Origin of the sequence: Chryseobacterium sp. CT-SW4, from assembly GCF_048572715.1 — a bacterium.
Classification (GTDB): Bacteria; Bacteroidota; Bacteroidia; order Flavobacteriales; family Weeksellaceae; genus Chryseobacterium.
This window is the reverse complement of sequence record NZ_CP183840.1, coordinates 2,440,061-2,458,751: the sequence shown is the minus strand read 5'-3', so window position 1 is coordinate 2,458,751 and position 18,691 is coordinate 2,440,061. Positions and strand designations below refer to the sequence as shown.

At 35.6% G+C, this 18,691-nt stretch carries 19 protein-coding genes; 13 read left to right on the top strand and 6 right to left on the bottom strand.

Annotation, left to right across the window (positions count from 1 at the left end; genetic code table 11):
• Positions 1 to 45: 45 nt before the first annotated feature.
• The 7 genes from clpP (at position 46) to ABJ974_RS11005 (ending at position 5,109) form a co-directional block, all read left to right on the top strand.
• Entirely contained in the window at positions 46 to 732 is a 687-nt protein-coding gene (gene clpP, locus ABJ974_RS11035; protein ID WP_419868307.1) for an ATP-dependent Clp endopeptidase proteolytic subunit ClpP, read from the top strand.
• A 192-nt stretch (positions 733 to 924) separates the two neighbouring features.
• On the top strand, positions 925 to 2,355 hold the full coding sequence (locus ABJ974_RS11030; RefSeq protein WP_419868306.1) for a hypothetical protein: 1,431 nt from the start codon (positions 925 to 927) through the stop codon (positions 2,353 to 2,355).
• A 22-nt stretch (positions 2,356 to 2,377) separates the two neighbouring features.
• Entirely contained in the window at positions 2,378 to 2,872 is a 495-nt protein-coding gene (locus ABJ974_RS11025; RefSeq protein ID WP_419868305.1) for a hypothetical protein, read from the top strand.
• Positions 2,873 to 3,015: 143 nt separating this feature from the next.
• Positions 3,016 to 3,159 (top strand): hypothetical protein, encoded by a 144-nt coding sequence (locus ABJ974_RS11020; RefSeq protein WP_419868304.1) that lies wholly within the window; start codon positions 3,016 to 3,018, stop codon positions 3,157 to 3,159.
• A gap of 26 nt (positions 3,160 to 3,185) precedes the next feature.
• On the top strand, positions 3,186 to 3,683 hold the full coding sequence (locus ABJ974_RS11015; RefSeq protein WP_419868303.1) for a hypothetical protein: 498 nt from the start codon (positions 3,186 to 3,188) through the stop codon (positions 3,681 to 3,683).
• Between the two features lie 277 nt (positions 3,684 to 3,960).
• Entirely contained in the window at positions 3,961 to 4,455 is a 495-nt protein-coding gene (locus ABJ974_RS11010; RefSeq protein ID WP_419868302.1) for a hypothetical protein, read from the top strand.
• An 81-nt stretch (positions 4,456 to 4,536) separates the two neighbouring features.
• Positions 4,537 to 5,109, top strand: coding sequence for a DUF6705 family protein (locus ABJ974_RS11005; RefSeq protein ID WP_419868301.1), 573 nt, complete (start codon positions 4,537 to 4,539; stop codon positions 5,107 to 5,109).
• Between the two features lie 76 nt (positions 5,110 to 5,185).
• Here the strand turns inward: ABJ974_RS11005 and tpiA are convergent, their stop codons facing one another.
• Genes tpiA through ABJ974_RS10975 form a run of 6 tightly spaced genes read right to left on the bottom strand, consistent with a single transcriptional unit; the run spans position 5,186 to position 11,408 of the window.
• Complete coding sequence (gene tpiA / locus ABJ974_RS11000) at positions 5,186 to 5,944, bottom strand: triose-phosphate isomerase (protein ID WP_419868300.1); 759 nt, start codon at positions 5,942 to 5,944, stop codon at positions 5,186 to 5,188.
• Positions 5,945 to 5,948: 4 nt separating this feature from the next.
• Positions 5,949 to 7,226 carry an AbiH family protein gene (locus ABJ974_RS10995; protein ID WP_419868299.1) on the bottom strand — a complete coding sequence of 426 codons (1,278 nt, stop codon included), beginning with the start codon at positions 7,224 to 7,226 and terminating at the stop codon, positions 5,949 to 5,951.
• A gap of 7 nt (positions 7,227 to 7,233) precedes the next feature.
• Complete coding sequence (locus ABJ974_RS10990) at positions 7,234 to 9,360, bottom strand: S9 family peptidase (RefSeq protein ID WP_419868298.1); 2,127 nt, start codon at positions 9,358 to 9,360, stop codon at positions 7,234 to 7,236.
• Positions 9,361 to 9,382: 22 nt separating this feature from the next.
• A complete protein-coding gene (locus ABJ974_RS10985; protein ID WP_419868297.1) occupies positions 9,383 to 9,733 on the bottom strand; it encodes a tellurite resistance TerB family protein in 351 nt (116 codons plus the stop codon).
• 18 nt (positions 9,734 to 9,751) lie between these two features.
• Positions 9,752 to 10,840: a BT_3928 family protein gene (locus tag ABJ974_RS10980; protein ID WP_419868296.1), complete on the bottom strand. Its 1,089-nt coding sequence runs from the start codon at positions 10,838 to 10,840 to the stop codon at positions 9,752 to 9,754.
• Position 10,841: 1 nt separating this feature from the next.
• Positions 10,842 to 11,408 carry a DUF1599 domain-containing protein gene (locus ABJ974_RS10975; RefSeq protein WP_419868295.1) on the bottom strand — a complete coding sequence of 189 codons (567 nt, stop codon included), beginning with the start codon at positions 11,406 to 11,408 and terminating at the stop codon, positions 10,842 to 10,844.
• Between the two features lie 163 nt (positions 11,409 to 11,571).
• On the opposite strand from ABJ974_RS10975, the gene folP reads away from it, so the two are divergent.
• The 6 genes from folP (at position 11,572) to ilvC (ending at position 18,686) form a co-directional block, all read left to right on the top strand.
• Positions 11,572 to 12,438, top strand: a complete 867-nt coding sequence (gene folP, locus ABJ974_RS10970) for a dihydropteroate synthase (protein WP_419868294.1) — start codon at positions 11,572 to 11,574, stop codon at positions 12,436 to 12,438.
• Between the two features lie 346 nt (positions 12,439 to 12,784).
• Positions 12,785 to 13,657: a branched-chain amino acid transaminase gene (locus tag ABJ974_RS10965; protein ID WP_419868293.1), complete on the top strand. Its 873-nt coding sequence runs from the start codon at positions 12,785 to 12,787 to the stop codon at positions 13,655 to 13,657.
• 201 nt (positions 13,658 to 13,858) lie between these two features.
• The gene (gene ilvD, locus ABJ974_RS10960; RefSeq protein ID WP_419868292.1) at positions 13,859 to 15,535 is read left to right on the top strand and encodes a dihydroxy-acid dehydratase; all 1,677 of its coding nucleotides are present in this window, start codon (positions 13,859 to 13,861) and stop codon (positions 15,533 to 15,535) included.
• Positions 15,536 to 15,545: 10 nt separating this feature from the next.
• A complete protein-coding gene (gene ilvB / locus ABJ974_RS10955; protein WP_419868291.1) occupies positions 15,546 to 17,294 on the top strand; it encodes a biosynthetic-type acetolactate synthase large subunit in 1,749 nt (582 codons plus the stop codon).
• A 12-nt stretch (positions 17,295 to 17,306) separates the two neighbouring features.
• A complete protein-coding gene (locus tag ABJ974_RS10950; protein ID WP_419868290.1) occupies positions 17,307 to 17,600 on the top strand; it encodes an ACT domain-containing protein in 294 nt (97 codons plus the stop codon).
• A gap of 39 nt (positions 17,601 to 17,639) precedes the next feature.
• Complete coding sequence (gene ilvC / locus ABJ974_RS10945; protein WP_419868289.1) at positions 17,640 to 18,686, top strand: ketol-acid reductoisomerase; 1,047 nt, start codon at positions 17,640 to 17,642, stop codon at positions 18,684 to 18,686.
• Positions 18,687 to 18,691 lie beyond the last annotated feature (5 nt).

Below are 18,691 nucleotides of genomic sequence, written 5' to 3'. Positions count from 1 at the left end.
TGTAATTTAAACAGCACAAATATTTAAAATAATACAAATAGAAATATGGACATTAAAAAGGAATTCAGAGATTTCTCTGTAAAACATTTAGGAAACAACGGTTTAGTGACCGATCAGTATATGGGAATGTATGGGCCGACGAATCTTACGCCTTACATCATGGAAGAAAGAAGGTTAAATGTGGCTCAGATGGACGTTTTTTCCCGTCTGATGATGGACAGAATTATCTTCCTGGGAACCGGTATTGATGATCAGGTAGCTAATATTGTAACTGCACAGCTTTTATTCCTTGAAAGTTCTGATCCGTCTAAGGATATTCAGATTTACATCAACTCTCCGGGGGGTAGTGTATATGCCGGATTAGGAATTTATGACACCATGCAGATCATTAAGCCGGATGTAGCTACGATCTGTACAGGAATGGCTGCTTCTATGGGAGCCGTACTCTTGGTAGCCGGAGAAAAAGGAAAACGTTCAGCACTTAAGCATTCAAGAGTAATGATCCACCAGCCTTCAGGAGGAGCTCAGGGAGTAGCTTCAGATATGGAGATCAACTTAAGAGAGATGCTGAAATTGAAGCAGGAATTATATGAAATCATCGCTCACCATTCGGGACAAACTTATGACTGGGTAGAAAAATCATCTGACAGAGATTACTGGATGACTTCGGAAGAAGCAAAAGGATATGGAATGGTAGACGAAGTTTTACAGAGATCCGCTGATAAAAAATAAAAAATTTTCATCATACGAAAAGCCGCACTGATTAAAGTGCGGTTTTTTTTATTTTCGGAATATGGATGTTTCACTTATATTCTTTGAATTATTTTAATAATTAGGGAAACCCGTAATTTTTTTTTAGACAAAGTTCCCATATTTGTGATATAATTAAAAAATATTATATTTAACAACCAAAAAAAATACAATATGAGAAAAAAGCTTACTCATTGGCTATTCCCTTTAGCCTCATGTTTTTTATTTCTACATTCCTGTAGTTCTGAAGATGATTATTTGAAAAGTCAGGATGAAAAATATACCTCTAATAAGTTCCAGGTATTTTCTGAACAAGGCGGAAGAACCGTTAATTACGCAGACGGGTTTCAAATGCTTATGGAACGCTATGACAGTCTTTATAATGTCAGCCATACGGTAAAAGCCATGAAAAGATCTTTCAGTAAATCGGAAGGCATAGAGGATGATTACATAGAATTTAATATCCGTTCTCAGGAATTTACCACGGATAATAATGAAAAATACATTCTTTTTCCTTTGATCCGGAATTATCAGGTTGCAGGCATAATGGTAGCAGCATTAAAAGACGAAGAAACTTTTGTAGAATTTTACGAAATGTCTGCTGATGAAAGTCATTATTCGGAAATCATAAGTTTATTTACAGCACAGTATTTGAAGAGTAACGTAAATAACAGGCTTAATAAATCAGGGACATGTGGTTTTCCCGGTTATCCTGCCTGTGAAATAGAAACTATTATCATTACTGTACCAAAATCCGGCGGAAACGGAAATGGTCTGCCATCCGGAGGAAGTGGGGGAACTTCGGGAGGTTGTACTATCTATGACAACTGTATTGATAATAATCTCGATGGAGGTGGCGGTTTAGGTGGTGACTTAGGAGACGAATCTTGCTTAAAAGCCTTTGCAGGAGTATCCAAAGCAAATAAAATACTTCAGAGTCCGGAAGGGCAACAAAAGATGGATGCTATATTAAAAAGTAAGGTTCAGGAAATGAATGAATTTGGGGTTGCCATAGGACAAAGCTCTGATGGAGGAACAGAAATAACTGCTCCCAAACAGGGGACAGCAAGTTCTGTTACTCCCCCTATTGACCAGTTAACAGGCTCCCCTGTGGGTACAGGGCATTCCCATGCGGGAGCCTCTGGACATCCTTCCGCGGGAGATCTTTACTCTTTACTGGAAAGAATGGCTTATTATCCTGATTTCCGCTATAATTTTGTATATGGAATCTCCAACGGCACAACTGAGATTTATGCTTTAATAATTACGGATCCTGCACTTGCAGCAGCTTTTTTAGCACAGTACCCAAGAAGTGAGAACTATGATCCGGTTACTCATGACATAAAAGAAAGAAGTAAACTTGGAAAAGAATTTAAGGATATGAAATATATGTATGCTTACAACTCATCAGGAAACAGTTCAGGAGAATATTATGATAAAAGTGCAGTCGCAATGGCACATATGTTGGATAAATTCAATTCAGGGGTAAGTTTGGCTAAAGCAGATTCAAACGGCAACCTGAATGCTATAAATACTTCAATTCAAAAAATTACAAAATCTAACGGAACAACAGAAGAAAAAGCTGTAGTTTCCAAATGTCCCTAATCAATTACAAAAATAATCTACTATGAAGAAATTATTAATAATAAAAGTATTATTCTTATCAAGTTTACTGTCAATAAATTATAATAAAGCACAAACAACTACCGATTATATTAACTTTTATAATGATGTAACTCCTAAACTAAATTCGATAATTCCTAATAAAACTCAATATTATGAAAAACCTTTTTCTAATTTTTATAGTGAATTGCAAAATAAAAATATAAGTGTAAAAGGTTGGATTTTTGATACTAAAATTGTACCTAGTACAAAATACTATAAACTAACTTTATTTTTTTGCGATATGAGTATGCTAAGGGTAGCTAGAGAAAATTCATTTCAACACCCTTGGGTAACATTAACATTTGAGGATGAAATCCCAAATCAGGTAGTTAGTTTAATGGAGCAAAATCATGCTGTATGGAATCCGACTGTTGCCCAATTTTTTTCTAATTTAAAAATAGAAAAAATTGAGTTTATAGGAGTAAAAGGTTATAACGTAGAAGATTATTCGGAATAGAATCAATTTTTGTTTACTTAAATATAAAATCTCGAATCTAACTATTGTTTCGAGGTTTTATATTTTAAAATGTCATTTTTTATATTTATATAAAATCATTGGTTGTATTTCGATATAGAGTATTATAACTCGCAATTTCATGTATGTGGGATAAATTCAATGCGGTAGTAAGTTTAGCTAAGGTAGATTCCAATGGAAACCTGAATGGTATTAATACCGCATTACAAGAAACAGCAAAGCCTAACGGAATCATAGATGAAAAAGCTGTAGTTTCCAAATGTCCCTAATCAATTACAAAAAATATTATATAAAAATGAAGAAAATATTAATAACAAAAACTATACTTTTACTAAGTTTATTTTTTATTACATGTTATAGTAAAGCTCAGACTGCTTCAGATTATATTATTCATTATAATGATGTAGTTCCTAAACTAAATTCGATAATTCCTAATAAAACTCAATATTATGGAAACCCTTTTTCTAATTTCTATAATGAATTGCAAAATAAAAATATAATTGTAAAAGGTTGGATTTATGATCCTAAAATAGTACCTAGTACGAAATATTATGTACTAAAAATGATTTTTAGTGATATGAAAATGTTTGGTCTTGCCCATAGAAATGCATTTCAATATCCTCTAGTTGTAGTAACATTTGAAGATGAAATACCTAGTCAGGTAGTTAATTTAATGGATCAATATCATGCTGTATGGAATCCGACTGTTGCCCAATTTTTTTCTAATTTAAAAATAGAAAAAATTGAGTTTATAGGAGTAAAAGGTTATAACGTAGAAGATTATTCGGAATAGAATCAATTTTCGTTTACTTAAATATAAAATCTCGAATTTAACTATTGTTTCGAGGTTTTTATATTTTAAAATATCATTTTTTATTCCGGTATAGAGTATTATAACTCGCAATTGCATGTATGTTGGATAAATTCAATGCTGGAGTAAGTTTAGCTAAGGCAGATTCCAACGGAAACCTGAATGCTATTAATACTTCAATCCAAAAAATAAAAAAATAACGAAAAAAAAGAATAAAAAGACATAGTTTCCAAATGTCCTTAATCAATTACAAAACACTATGAAGAAATTATTAATAATAAAAGTATTATTCTTATCAAGTTTACTGTCAATAAATTATAGTAAAGCACAAACTGCAACTGATTATATTAACTTTTATAATGATGTAACTCCTAAACTAAATTCGATAATTCCTAATAAAATTCAATTTTATGGAAAACCTTTTTCTAATTTTTATAGTGAATTGCAAAATAAAAATATAATTGTAAAAGGCTGGATTTATGATCCTAAAATAGTACCTAGTACAAAATATTATGTATTAAAAATATTCCTTTGTGATGTTAATATGATAGGAACTGCTTCCAGAAACTCATTTACCTATCCTCTAATAATTGTAACATTTGAAGATGAAATACCTAGTCAGGTAGTTAATTTAATGGAGCAAAATCATACTATTTGGGATCCTACTGTTGCCCAATTTTTTTCCAATTTAAAAATAGAAAAAATTGAGTTTACCGGGGTAAAGGGCTATAATGTCAAAGATTATTCGGAATAGAATCAATTTTTGTTTACTTAAATATAAAATCTCGAATCTAAATATTGTTTCGAGGTTTTTATATTTTAAAAAATAACAATTATGAAAACAATATTCCCATTATTTGCTTTAATGTTAAGTTTAATTACATTCAAAGCACAACAGGTTTATCAATTAAATACTTTTTTCGATGATGTTCCTGATTATTCTTATATGAAGGACCTTAATAATGAGCTTTCTCTTTATGTAGGAAATTATAAAGCTATATATGAAGGAAATGAAATAACTCTATTTATTACTAAAGAGGATAAGAGATTCAATGAATTACTAGATAAAAAATATTATATGGATATTCTTATTGTAAAATACACAGTCAGAAATGTGGCAACAGGAACTGTACTTGATGATAATTTAAATCCTATTAATCCAAAACGAGACAGAATTATAAGTATGGGAACTAATCCTCCCGACAATAACAGTATTGATTTATACTACACTGGGACAAAGTGTGGTATAGGCTGGGGAAGAATTACCCTTTTAAAAATCAATGATACACAAATTAAATGGGCTTATTATCCAGATTCCAGGCTTTTCAGCGGTAATGATTGTCCTGACAGCAAAAATATCAAAATCTACCTCCCTGTTACTAAAAATTTAATTTTCACTGAGCAATAGAATATATACTTATGAGATTTACTAATAAAAAAACACGCACACGCGTGTTTTTTATTTATACTATCTGAGGTCTTAATTAATTAAAAGCTTCAATAATTTTTGAAAAATCCTCCACTTTCAAAGCAGCTCCTCCAATTAATCCTCCGTCAATATCCGGCTGTGAGAAAATTTCTTTTGCATTATCCGGTTTTACAGAACCACCATACAGAATAGATACTTCATCAGCTACTTCTTTACCATATTTTGCAGCAATCGTATTTCTGATATGGGCATGGATTTCCTGTGCCTGCTCAGGGCTTGCTGTTTCTCCGGTTCCGATGGCCCAAACTGGTTCGTAAGCGATTACCACCTTTTTAATTTCATCAGCAGATAAAGTGAAAAGAGCGGTTTCAGTCTGTTGTTTTACTACGTCCAGATGCTGTCCGGCTTTTCTTTGATCAAGGGTTTCTCCGTTACAGTAAACGGGGATTAAACCTTTATCTAAAGCAATTTTAACTTTTCTGTTACAATGAGAATCGGTTTCACCATGGTATTGTCTTCTTTCGGAGTGTCCGATTAAAGAGCCGTTCACATCAATCGATTCGATCATATCCGCAGAGATTTCTCCGGTATAAGCCCCACTTTCATGTTCGCTGATATCCTGTGCCAAAACACCGATTTCATCTTTTTCAAAAATATCTTTAGCCATCATTAAATATAAAGATGGGGGAGCGATCCATACCTCGCAGTTGGTGGTGTTATTGTTCTTATAGCTTAGTAATTGAATCATTAATTGTTGGGCATCAATTACGTTTTTGTTCATTTTCCAGTTTCCTGCAACTATTTTTCTTCTCATAATTTTAATTGTTTAGTATATTAAATAAATTATCTTCTGTTGTTTGTATAAAAGTTAATCTTTTCTGTTTCATTAACATTTCAATTTCTTCTTTACCAATTATACCTAATAAATTATTTAATTGATCAGACTTAGAAGCAATTGAATGGTGAAATATTATAATGCTAGTACGTTGGATATAGGGTTTCTGTATATAACTTTTATCATCATGTAATTGATTAAATACTTCTCTAATATACTCTTTGTCTGATATATCAAGGGAGTGTCCCCAAAAATAAAAAGTATGAGGCTCATTTTTGGAAATGTTATTTAAAAATTGATAATCAGTTTGCTTGTGAAGTTTTTGAAAGTATTTTGTGAAATTAAATAATTTATATTTTTTTAAATCTTCAGTAAGATCATCCACACCTAAAACAATTTTTAAATCATTCGTATCATTCCAATTGGGAACAACTTTACCATGTAAAAAATCGATTTCTTTTTCAGAATAAAGAGTGTTTATTGTTTGGGTATAATTAAACGAATATATTTTGTGAATTGAATGGAGTAAGTGTTTATTTTTTTCTTTAATGAATTTTTCTTTTTTTTCATTTCGAAATGTGTTATAAAATTCTGATACAATTGATTGAAAATAATCATTAAATATTCCCGTAAATTCTTGTAGTGAGTTATATAAATTATTTAATATTTTATTTTTATGAATTAATTGAATTTCCTTGTCTATTTTAAAACAATAATCTTCATTTATAGAATAAAAACGATCATTAATAGAAGAAAAAATTTCTAAATTGGTAAGTAAAATTTTAGATAGTTTTGAGTCAAAAAAATGCAATTTAGTATTATAAGGTTTATATGTATCATAGAATATTCCTTCAAATGGATTTTTATGATCTTTAATTTTTTCATCTAAACTCTTAAATAGTTCGATAATTAATTCTAATACTCTGTTAATTTCAGTTTCAAAATCAATCCATGTTTCAATATGAGAATCATCAATAGATTTAAAATGTTTATACCATATATTTTTTTGTAGTCTAGATTTGATACTATTTAACTCTTCCTTCTTAAATAATAATTTATCAGTATTATAAAACTCTTTGATTTTATCATAAAAAAATGAATCATATGTTTTAAATTCATTTTTAAATAGATCTTCAAAATTAAAATCTTTAGTGATATTTGTATTTTCTATATTTTTAAGAATACAAATGAAATGGTTATACTTTGTAGGCAAAAAATGTCTCAAATCAAATCCATTTCCGATGATTAAAATCCTTTTCAATTTGTGTTTACTTATTAATTCCTTCCAGTTTAAACATAAAAGCATACACCAAAGCAAGATCCTTTAAATAATCAAATCTTCCAGAAGCACCTCCATGTCCGTAATCCATATCCGTTTTTAAGAATAATACATTCTTATCGGTTTTCATATCCCGCAGTTTGGCTACCCATTTGGCAGGTTCGAAATATTGAACCTGAGAATCATGTAAGCCTGTTGTCACCAGGATATTAGGATAATTTTTCTTTTCTATATTTTCGTAGGGTGAATAGGATTTCATGTAAAAATAAGCCTCCTTATTATTAGGATTTCCCCACTCATCATATTCATTGGTGGTTAACGGAATACTTTCATCCAGCATGGTATTTACCACATCTACGAAAGGTACCTGAGCGATTACTCCGTTCCATAGATTAGGACTCATATTGGCTACAGCTCCCATTAATAAACCACCTGCACTTCCTCCTTGAGCATACAGATGTTTTGGTGAAGTATATTTTTGATTCACCAGGTATTCTCCGGCATCGATGAAATCGGTAAATGTATTTTTCTTTTTCATCATTTTTCCGTCTTCATACCATTGTCTTCCCATTTCCTGTCCTCCGCGGATATGGGCAATTGCAAATGCAAAACCCCGGTTCAGAAGACTTAGTCTTGTGCTTCCGAAACTGGCATCCATAGAGTTTCCATAGGAACCATAGGCATAGAGAAGGAGCGGGCTGTTACCGTCTTTTTTAAATCCTTTTTTATATACAATCGAAATAGGAATTTGGGTTCCGTCTTTTGCCGTGGCAAAAAGTCTTTCCGTGGTATAATCATTCTTGTTATAGCCTCCCAGGACTTCCTGCTGCTTGAGCAAGGTCCTTTTTCCGGTTTTAAGGTCCTGCTCATACTGAGAGCTAGGAGTGATCATGGAAGTATACCCGAAGCGGAAATTATCAGTATTGTATTCAGGATTTCCGGATGAATAGACAGTATAGGCAGGTTCATCAAATTTTAAAAACTCTTTTTTGCCTGTTTTCCGGTCATAAATTACTAATTGTGAAAGTCCGTTTTGTCTCTCACTGAAAACCAGATAATTTTTAAACTCTGTAATTCCTTCCATCAATACCTCTTTTCTGTGAGGAATAAAGTCTTTCCAGTTTTCCACTCCGGTTTTATCAAGAGGAGTTTCCACTACTTTAAAATTCAGGGCATCTTTATTGGTAACGATCAGGAATTTATCTTCCAAAGGTGTTACATCATATAAGACATCTTTCATCCTTGGCTGGAAAACTTTAAAGGTTCCTTCAGGGGTATTGGCATTCAGGTATCTTGTTTCGGAAGAAGTGGTAGCTCCGGAATAGATCATGATAAACTGATCGTTTTTGGATTTTCCGACCCCGATATAATTGGTTTTATCTTTTTCTTCATATACCAGAACATCTTTGGAAGAGTCGCTTCCTAAGGAATGTCTGAAAATTTTCTCCGTTAAAAGAGTTTCCGGGTTTTTTGAAGTATAGAAGATGGTTTTATTATCATTGGCCCAGGTGGCGGAACCCGTAGTATTTTTAATTCCTAAATCGGTTGTCTTTCCGGTAGACAGATCTTTTAAAAATAGTTTGTATTGTCTTCTGGAAACATCATCCACTCCATAAATCATCTTGGAGTTATCCGGGCTTATGCTGAACCCCGTAGCGACATAATAAGGATGTCCTTCTGCCAGCTGGTCTACATCCAGCAGTATTTCTTCGGGTGCTTTAAGGTTACCCTTTTTACGGCAGTATTTATAATATTGTTTTCCGGTTTCAGTCCGGGTGTAATAATAGTAACCGTTTTTAAAAACCGGTACCGACTCATCTTTTTCCTTAATCCGGGCTTTCATTTCCTGAAAAAGCTTTTCCCTGAAGGGTTCCGTATCTTTCATCATACCTTCCCAGTATGAGTTTTCGGCTTTCAGATAATCAACAACTTTTGAGGAATCCTTTCCTTTTTTAAAATAATCGATCATCCAGTAATAAGGATCATTCACTTTATCACTGTGAATATTTCTGATATGTTCCTGTTTTTCGGCAACGGGAGGTGTAAGATCAGGAAATTTCTGTGCTTGAAAAATAGAAGTACTCATAGCTAATAATCCTAAATACAGTTTTTTCATAGTTTGGAATATAAATGTAATACTAGCTCAACTGCCATAAATTCTTTAAAAGCCTATAAAAAGTATGCTCTTCATCCGTTACTTTTTCATCCGCCTTGATCAGTGATTTAGCAAACTGTACAAACTTTTCACGTTCCTTTTCCGTGGAATCTTCAAGAAAACAGCGGGCATGAAATTCAAAATGATCTTTCCATTCTTCCGGCTGTAGTAAGGCGATAGCTTCCAGCTCATTATCCAGGTTCATTTTGAACGGAAATTCTTCGGCCAGATATTTTTGTATGTGAAGACCTTCTTCGGGTGCAAATATGCCATCCACAGAGGATAAGATCATTAATAAGTGATACCCGGCGATAGATTTATTTGATTTTTGCATTACAATTAGTTTAGTTAATTATTTGATATAGTTTTTGGCTGGCATTTTGTCCACAATCTTTCCGTTTTGAAGGATAAGAATAAACGGATTGCTTCTTGCAATGGTTTTGATGGCGGTTCCATCCATCATGGCATTCGGAATTGTTTTAAAAGTATTGGGATCGGTGGAGACACCATAGACGAAGGCATCTTTTTGAGCATTTACTTTCGCTTCTATTTTTTTGAGCATTTCCGCAGAAACATCTTTAGGATGATAAGAGAAAACGATAACGGCTTTTGGAGCTTTAATAATCTGCTCAGTAATCTCGTTTCCTGTAGGATCTTCTATCTTGAATTTTACGATCTCAGAAGAATAACCTTCCTTTACTAAAACCGATTCATTTTTTCCTTCTTCAATTTTCCAGGGAGAACCGTCTTCCCAATATTTTGTTTCCTTGATATAATCATCCTGATTTACTTTCAGGACTTCCCCCGTCTTTTCATTTTTCAGTGAGTAGAAGGTTTTATATTCTGAAGGGTTTTTAGCAATTTTTTCCTTTTCAGCAGCCAGGTCGGTTCCGATTTTATAATCACGGAAATCGATCAGGGGTTCCTGAATAATTCCCTGCGCCATAATGTAGATTATAATTACCGAGAAAATTCCTATCACCCCATATTTGGCTTTATGGGAGGATTCTTCCTTATCATTAAAATCTTTTCTATACATCAGGAACAGAATAAGTAAGCCTGCCAGCAGAACCAGATCCTTTACAAAGCTCTGCCAAGGTGTAAATTTAATAGCATCACCGAAACAGCCACAATCCGTTACTACATTAAAGTAAGCGGAATAGAAGGTAAGGAATCCGAAAAATATACATAAAATGATGAGAGCCCAAAGCGTGAATTTCAGCTTCATCCGTAAAAGGAGCATAATCCCCAGACCCAGCTCTAATACCACCATTATAATGGAAAATAATAAAGCAAATTTCTCAAAAAACGGCATATTGAAAACTGCCGGTGAGAAATATTCTTCCATTTTAAAAGAAAAGCCTACCAAATCTACAGCTTTTACAAATCCGGAAAGAATAAAAATAATGGCGATAATGAATCTTAATAAACCTTTGATCATATTAAATAGTTTTAGGTTCGAACTGGTCTTGTTGTTCAGAGAATTTAATCAGGCAGAAAACTGCATAGTTCAGCATATCAAAATAATTGGCGTCAAGTCCTTCCGATACGATCGTTTTCCCCTGGTTGTCTTCAATTTGTTTGGTTCTCAGTACCTTCTGATAAATTAAATCTGTGATAGAAGAAATTCTCATATCCCTCCATGCCTCACCGTAATCATGGTTTTTTCTTTCCATGAGCGCTTTAGCTTCACTTGCATATTGATCATATAAGCTTATAATTTCTTCTTTATTCTCGTTGAAGTCGTCAGAAAGACCTTTTTCAAGCTGTATAAGTCCGATGATGGAATAATTGACAATCGCAATAAACTCATCCTCCTCACTTTCATCCACCATTTTTTTGTCGGTCATCTGTAACGTACGGATTCTGTTAACTTTAATGTAAATCTGGTCTGTAATGGAACTGGGTCTTAAAACCCTCCAGGCAGCTCCGTAATCCTGTAATTTTTTACTGAAAAGATCCCGGCACTGGCTGATAACTTTCTCGAACTGTACTGAAGTTTTTAACATATACTTTCTTAATAGTCCAAATATACAAAATAGCTTTCAAAAGTCGGGAGATAAGTTATAAGTGATGAATCATGAATAAGGAATTAAACTATTTAAAACTCAACTTTTGAACTTGTTAAAACTCCCTGACCACTTATCACTCAATAAGCCTTATTTTTGTATCATGAATCATTTGTCACCGGAACATCATTATTCCATTAACTGCAATGGAAGACTCGTCGATTTAAGTACTCCGAAGATCATGGGAATTCTCAATCTTACTCCGGATTCCTTTTCTGACGGGGGAAGCTTTAATAATGAAAAATCAGCGTTACAGCATGCTGAAAAACTCATCAGAGAAGGAGCTGATATTATTGATATCGGACCCCAGTCCACACGTCCCCATGCAGAATTTCTGAGCAGTGAAGAAGAAATACGGAGATTGGGTAGCGTTGTTTCAAAAATTAAAAAAGAGTTTCCGGAAATATTGATTTCCCTAGATACCTTTTATGGGCAAACCGTAAAATTTGGCTATAATGAAGGGATGGATATCGTCAATGATATTTCGGGAGGACAATATGACCCTGAAATGTTGGATAAAGTGGCGGAAACAAATCTTCCTTATATTCTAATGCATGTCAATCCTTCCTATGAAACCATGCATGATAAAATACGGTTTGAAGATATCACCTGTGAAGAAAATCAATATTTTTCTACAAAAACGGAAGAACTCTTAAAAAAAGGAATACATGATATTATTTTAGATCCGGGATTCGGATTTGGAAAAAAGGTGGAAGACCAGATGAAGCTGTTGAATGAAGTACAATACTTGGGATTTGAAAAATTTCCGTTGTTAATAGGTATTTCTAGAAAATCATTTATTTATAAGCCGTTAGGAAAATCACCTTTGGACATCAATGAAGAAACACAAAAGTTGCATACCAAAGTATTGGAGCAGGGAGCCAGAATATTGAGGGTTCATGATGTTTCCGCAGCTAAAAAGACCCTCGATGAATTTAACATAAAAAATAAAAAAATTAAAAAAAACTGAAAAAGGTTGTCAGTTTGATAAAAGTTTATACATTTGCATTATGAATTTTGCGAATCCAAAAAATATTATTGTCGTTTCTATTATTAATCTTATTGTCATTAACAATAGGATGGAAGCGGTATTATAAAAAATAAACTAGATAAATTTTGTAAAGCCGTTTCGTTTTGAAACGGCTTTTTTATTTTAAAAAATTAAATATGTATCAATTAGTAGCAGTCATTATCGTCATTATTATTACTCCCTTACGGTTGTGAGAAGGACGGCATTGGCTATTACTGGATAATATACTCGCCCTCTCACATACTGAGAGGGCTTTTTTATTGCACAAATTTTAAAAAAATATAGAATGTATTATAACGACGAAACACTGGTGTATTTTAATGGCAGTTTTGTAAAAGCAAAAGAGGCCGGTACGGACCTTTACGGACAATCTCTTCACTACGGATATTCCGTATTTGAAGGAATAAAATCCTATCAAACGGATAAAGGGACTCATATCTTTAAAGCTAAAGAACATTATGACAGATTAAGAAGATCAGCGGAATTAATGTATATCCCTTTTTCTTACACTACTCAGGAACTTACAGATCTTACTTACGAACTTTTAGAGAAAAATAATTTCAGTGATGCCTATATCCGCCCATTGGTAATCTGTTCTCCCAACATGTCTTTATCGAAAGGGCAGGAATCTTCCCTGGTATTACTAGCCTGGGAATGGAACAACGGCTATTTGGCCAATAAGATGCGGATTATGACATCCAGTTTCCAAAGACCTAATCCTCAGGCGTTTCATGTAGAAGCTAAAGTAGGAGGGCATTATGTAAATTCTATTCTTGCCTGTCAGGAAGCCAAAGATAAAGGATATGATGAAGCATTGGTACTGGATGCCAATGGTCATGTAGCAGAAAGTTCAGGGGCTAATGTTTTTTACGAAAAAGACGGAACATTATTTACTCCGGCAAAGGGAAGCATTCTTCCTGGAATAACACGTCAGACTGTATTTGAGATATGCAGTGAACTTAATATCCCGGTTAAAGAAACCTTTTTTAAACCCGAAGAAATGAAAGGGGCAGATGCTGCTTTTTTTTGCGGAACTGCAGCAGAGATCGTCGCTTTGGATTCTCTGGATGATGTTCCTTTTACGAAGGCCTGGGAAGATACAGCAAGTGAGAAAGTACAGCAGGCTTATTTGAAACGGGTAAGACTTCTGTCATTGTAAATGTTTTGGATTTAAGTTATTGATTATTAAATAAATAAATCTGTTTTATGAACAATTGAGTATTGTAGTTTTTATGAAAATTGAAAATAAAAAGAATAATACAAACTGTAGTTTTGGACAAAAATTAAATAAAAATATCATCGGTCAATTCTGAAAAACAGAAATGTAAAGAAATGATAAGAACAGAAAATGCAAGATACTATGTTAAATAAATATTCAAAAATATTTACCCAGAATAAAGAACAGCCAGCAGCTAAAGCCATGCTGTACGGAATAGGATTTTCGGATGAGGATATGGATAAGGCCCAGATCGGGATAGCCAGCATGGGATATGACGGAAATACCTGTAATATGCACCTGAATGATCTCGCACAGGTCGTCAAAAAAGGAACCTGGGAACAGGGGCTGGCAGGATTGGTGTTTAACACGATCGGGGTAAGTGACGGAATGAGTAATGGGACAGATGGAATGCGTTATTCACTCGTAAGCCGTGATGTAATTGCCGACAGTATCGAAGCTATTTGCGGGGCCCAGTATTATGACGGACTTATAGCATTACCCGGATGTGACAAGAATATGCCCGGAACTATTATTGCTATGGGACGGCTGGACCGCCCTTCGATAATGGTATATGGAGGAACGATAGCTCCCGGCTGCTACAAAGGGGAATCTCTTAATATCGTTTCCGCGTTTGAAGCATTAGGAAAGAAAATCTCGGGGGATATATCTGAAGAAGATTTCAACGGAGTTATTAAAAACTCATGTCCCGGAGCCGGAGCATGCGGTGGAATGTATACGGCCAATACAATGGCCTCAGCCATAGAAGCATTGGGAATGAGTCTTCCTTATTCTTCATCTAATCCGGCCTTAAGTAAAGAAAAAAAAGAAGAATGTCTGAATGCGGCTCGATATTTAAAACAGCTTTTGGAAAAAGATATTAAGCCATCCGATATCATGACGAGAAAAGCATTTGAGAATGCCCTGAGATTAATTGTTGTTCTGGGAGGAAGTACCAATGCGGTTCTCCACTTCATTGCCATGGCAAAAAGCGTAGGAGTTTCCTTAACTCAGGATGATTTCCAGAAAATGAGCGATGTTACTCCCGTATTAGCAGATTTAAAGCCCAGCGGAAAATACCTGATGCAGGATTTATTTGAACACGGAGGAACACCGGCAGTGATGAAATACCTTCTGAAAGAGGGATTACTTCATGGAGACTGCTTAACGGTAACCGGAAAAACATTAGCGGAAAACCTGGAAGATGTTCCGGAACTGGATTTTTCTACTCAGAAAATTATTAAACCTCTTTCAGAGCCCATTAAAGCAACAGGACACCTGAGAATATTATACGGAAACCTGGCAGAGAAAGGAAGTGTAGCCAAGATCACCGGAAAAGAAGGGGAAAAGTTCGTAGGAAAAGCAAGGGTATTCGATGGAGAAAAAAACCTGATCAAAGGAATAGAAGAAGGGAAGGTAAAGCATGGAGACGTAATTGTTATCCGTAACGAAGGCCCGAAAGGTGCTCCCGGAATGCCGGAAATGCTGAAGCCCACCAGTGCTTTGATAGGATCCGGCTTTGGTAACAGTGTAGCCCTGATTACTGATGGCAGGTTCAGCGGGGGAACCCATGGATTTGTGGTAGGACACATTACTCCCGAAGCCCATGAAGGGGGATTGATAGCATTTGTAGAAGATGATGATGTCATTGAAATAGATGCTGTAAACAATACCATACAACTGAAAGTATCTGAAGAAGAAATTCAGGAAAGAAAAAATAAATGGGTAAAACCGGAGCTGAAAGTAAAAAAAGGACTGTTGTATAAATATGCTTTAACGGTTTCTTCCGCTGCCGAAGGTTGTGTTACCGATGAATTTTAAAAAAACAAAAATGAAAAATCCAAACCTTACAAAAAAAGAAAACCATTTGTCCCTGGAGGCAGAGTTGAACGGAAGCCGGATTATACTGGAAACATTTTTACACGAAGGGGTAAAAACAGTATTCGGATATCCGGGAGGGGCCATTATCCCAATTTATGATGCCTTATATGATTATAAAGAAAGCCTCGAACATATTCTCGTACGTCATGAACAGGGGGCGGTCCATGCTGCACAGGGATATGCAAGGGCATCCGGAGAAGTGGGTGTTGTTTTGGCGACAAGTGGTCCCGGAGCAACGAATTTGATAACAGGTTTGGCAGATGCAATGTTAGACAGCACGCCCCTCGTTTGCATTACGGGACAGGTATATGACCATCTTTTAGGAACCGATGCATTTCAGGAGATTGATGTAATGAATATCACCACTCCCGTAACGAAATGGAACTATCAGGTAACCGATGCGGAAGAGCTGGCGGATGTGCTTACGAAAGCATTTTATATAGCAAGATCAGGAAGGCCGGGTCCCGTGGTAGTGGATATTACTAAAAATGCTCAATTACAAAAAGCCTTATATAAAGGATATCAGCCCTGTACTTATCTCAGAAGCTATCAACCGAACCCACTTCCCCAGATAGATAATATTGAAAGGGCAGCAGCATTGATTAACCAGGCGGAACGACCTTTTGTAATAGTGGGGCAAGGTGTATTATTGGGAAAAGCGGAGAAAGAATTTTTAGCATTCATTGAAAAATCAGGAGTACCCGTAGCATGGACAGTTATGGGAATGAGTGCTATTCCGACTGACCATCCGCAGGCGGTGGGAATGGTAGGAATGCACGGAAATTACGGACCTAATATCCTTACCAACGAATGTGATGTCCTCATTGCAGTAGGAATGCGATTTGATGACCGGGTGACCGGAAGGTTGGATCAGTATGCCACCCAGGCCAAAGTAATTCATTTTGATATCGATAAAGCAGAGATCAATAAAAACGTAAAAGCAGATGTTCCCGTATTGGGAAATTGTAAGGAAACCTTACCGTTGCTTACCGCTAAGTTGCAGGCCAAAAAGCATGATAACTGGTACCGCAGGTTCCATGACTGCTTTGAGATAGAACATACCAATCTGATTAATAATGAGCTCAATCCATCAGAAGGAGCCGTTACTATGGCCGAAGTAATCAGATGCCTGAATGAATTAACCAACGGTGAAGCTGTTATAGTAACAGATGTAGGTCAACATCAGATGGTTACGTGCAGATATATTCAATTAAACAATTCCAAAACAAATATTACCAGCGGAGGATTGGGAACAATGGGATTCTGTCTTCCGGCGGCTATTGGAGCAGCTTATGTTCAGCAGGACCGCCCGGTGGTAGCTATTATGGGAGATGGAGGTGCCCAGATGAATATCCAGGAACTGGGAACGCTGATGCAGTATAAGCCGGATGTGAAGATCCTGATACTTAATAACTCTTTCCTCGGAATGGTAAGACAGTGGCAGGAGCTGTTTCATGAAGAACGATATTCTTTTGTGGATATTCAGAGTCCTGATTTTGTGCAGGTAGCAAAAGGATATGGAATTCCAGGAAAAAAAGTAGATAACAGGGACCATCTGAAAGATGCGGTTCAGGAGATGTTGAATAATCCGGGGTCTTACCTTCTGGAAGTTATGGTAGAAAAGGAACATAATGTTTTCCCTATGGTACCGCAAGGAAAAAGCGTAGCGGAAATTGTACTCAGTAATAACAAACTATAAAAAAACAGGAAGATGAAAACAGATTCAGATAAAAAAGAATATACGATCACTACCTATACGGAAGATTATTTAGGATTGATCAGCCGGATCAGTACCATATTTTCCCGGCGAAGGATTAAAATTCAGAGCTTACACGTGGAACCTTCGGAAATACCGGATGTAAAAAAGTTTACCATCGTGATCAAAGAAACCGACGAAGCGATTCAGAAGCTTTCCGGCCAGATCGAAAAACAGGTGGATGTTTTAGAAGTTCATTATCAGAAAACGCATTGTATGTCCATCATAGGTAATGCAGCGAATTATTAAAAATTTAAAATCAATAGTAAATAAAATAAAATCAATAAAATGGCAAAATTAAATTTCGGAGGAGTAGAAGAAAACGTAGTAACAAGAGAAGAATTTCCATTAAAAAAAGCTCAGGAAACATTAAAAGATGAGGTAGTGGCGGTGATAGGATATGGAGTACAGGGTCCGGGGCAGGCACTTAATCAGAAAGATAACGGAATCAATGTAATCGTAGGACAGAGAAAAAATTCTAAATCATGGGATAAAGCAGTAGCAGACGGTTTTGTACCTGGTGAAACTTTATTTGAAATAGAAGAAGCCCTGAAGAGAGGAACCATTATCTGCTATCTGTTAAGCGATGCAGCCCAAATAGAATACTGGCCCAAAGTGAAAGAACATCTTACACCTGGAAAAGCCCTTTATTTCTCTCATGGTTTTGGGGTAACTTTCAATGAGCGTACGGGAATCGTTCCTCCTGCGGATGTAGATGTTTTCTTAGTGGCGCCCAAAGGTTCCGGAACCTCTTTGAGAAGGATGTTTTTACAGGACCGTGGATTAAACAGTAGCTTTGCGGTTTACCAGGATGCTACGGGAAAAGCAAGGGAAAGAGTAGTTGCTTTGGGGATTGCGATAGGAAGCGGATATTTATTTGAAACCAATTTTAAAAAAGAAGTATACAGTGATCTTGCCGGAGAGAGAGGAACACTGATGGGAGCTATCCAGGGAATATTTGCTGCACAGTATGATGTACTGAGAAAGAAAGGTCACAGCCCTTCAGAGGCATTCAATGAAACCGTGGAAGAGCTTACGCAGTCATTAATGCCTTTAGTGGCGGAAAACGGAATGGACTGGATGTACGCAAACTGCAGTACTACGGCTCAAAGAGGTGCTTTGGACTGGTGGAAGCGTTTCAGAGATGCAACATCCCCTTTATTCGAAGAGCTTTACGATAGTGTGGCTTCCGGAAATGAAGCTCAGTTATCCATTGACAGTAACAGTAAACCGGATTACAGGGAAAAGCTGGAAGAGGAATTGGCAGAATTGCGCGAAAGTGAAATGTGGCAGGCAGGAACAACTGTGAGAAGCCTCAGACCGGAAAATAATTAAATAAA

Bases quoted from the DNA above. Each gene is read 5' to 3' on its own strand.
- clpP (WP_419868307.1), top strand. From the start codon at position 46: ATGGACATTAAAAAGGAATTCAGAGATTTCTCTGTAAAACATTTAGGA.
- ABJ974_RS11030 (WP_419868306.1), top strand. From the start codon at position 925: ATGAGAAAAAAGCTTACTCATTGGCTATTCCCTTTAGCCTCATGTTTT.
- ABJ974_RS11025 (WP_419868305.1), top strand. From the start codon at position 2,378: ATGAAGAAATTATTAATAATAAAAGTATTATTCTTATCAAGTTTACTG.
- ABJ974_RS11020 (WP_419868304.1), top strand. From the start codon at position 3,016: ATGTGGGATAAATTCAATGCGGTAGTAAGTTTAGCTAAGGTAGATTCC.
- ABJ974_RS11015 (WP_419868303.1), top strand. From the start codon at position 3,186: ATGAAGAAAATATTAATAACAAAAACTATACTTTTACTAAGTTTATTT.
- ABJ974_RS11010 (WP_419868302.1), top strand. From the start codon at position 3,961: ATGAAGAAATTATTAATAATAAAAGTATTATTCTTATCAAGTTTACTG.
- ABJ974_RS11005 (WP_419868301.1), top strand. From the start codon at position 4,537: ATGAAAACAATATTCCCATTATTTGCTTTAATGTTAAGTTTAATTACA.
- tpiA (WP_419868300.1), bottom strand. From the start codon at position 5,944: ATGAGAAGAAAAATAGTTGCAGGAAACTGGAAAATGAACAAAAACGTA.
- ABJ974_RS10990 (WP_419868298.1), bottom strand. From the start codon at position 9,360: ATGAAAAAACTGTATTTAGGATTATTAGCTATGAGTACTTCTATTTTT.
- ABJ974_RS10985 (WP_419868297.1), bottom strand. From the start codon at position 9,733: ATGCAAAAATCAAATAAATCTATCGCCGGGTATCACTTATTAATGATC.
- ABJ974_RS10980 (WP_419868296.1), bottom strand. From the start codon at position 10,840: ATGATCAAAGGTTTATTAAGATTCATTATCGCCATTATTTTTATTCTT.
- ABJ974_RS10975 (WP_419868295.1), bottom strand. From the start codon at position 11,408: ATGTTAAAAACTTCAGTACAGTTCGAGAAAGTTATCAGCCAGTGCCGG.
- folP (WP_419868294.1), top strand. From the start codon at position 11,572: ATGAATCATTTGTCACCGGAACATCATTATTCCATTAACTGCAATGGA.
- ABJ974_RS10965 (WP_419868293.1), top strand. From the start codon at position 12,785: ATGTATTATAACGACGAAACACTGGTGTATTTTAATGGCAGTTTTGTA.
- ilvD (WP_419868292.1), top strand. From the start codon at position 13,859: ATGTTAAATAAATATTCAAAAATATTTACCCAGAATAAAGAACAGCCA.
- ilvB (WP_419868291.1), top strand. From the start codon at position 15,546: ATGAAAAATCCAAACCTTACAAAAAAAGAAAACCATTTGTCCCTGGAG.
- ABJ974_RS10950 (WP_419868290.1), top strand. From the start codon at position 17,307: ATGAAAACAGATTCAGATAAAAAAGAATATACGATCACTACCTATACG.
- ilvC (WP_419868289.1), top strand. From the start codon at position 17,640: ATGGCAAAATTAAATTTCGGAGGAGTAGAAGAAAACGTAGTAACAAGA.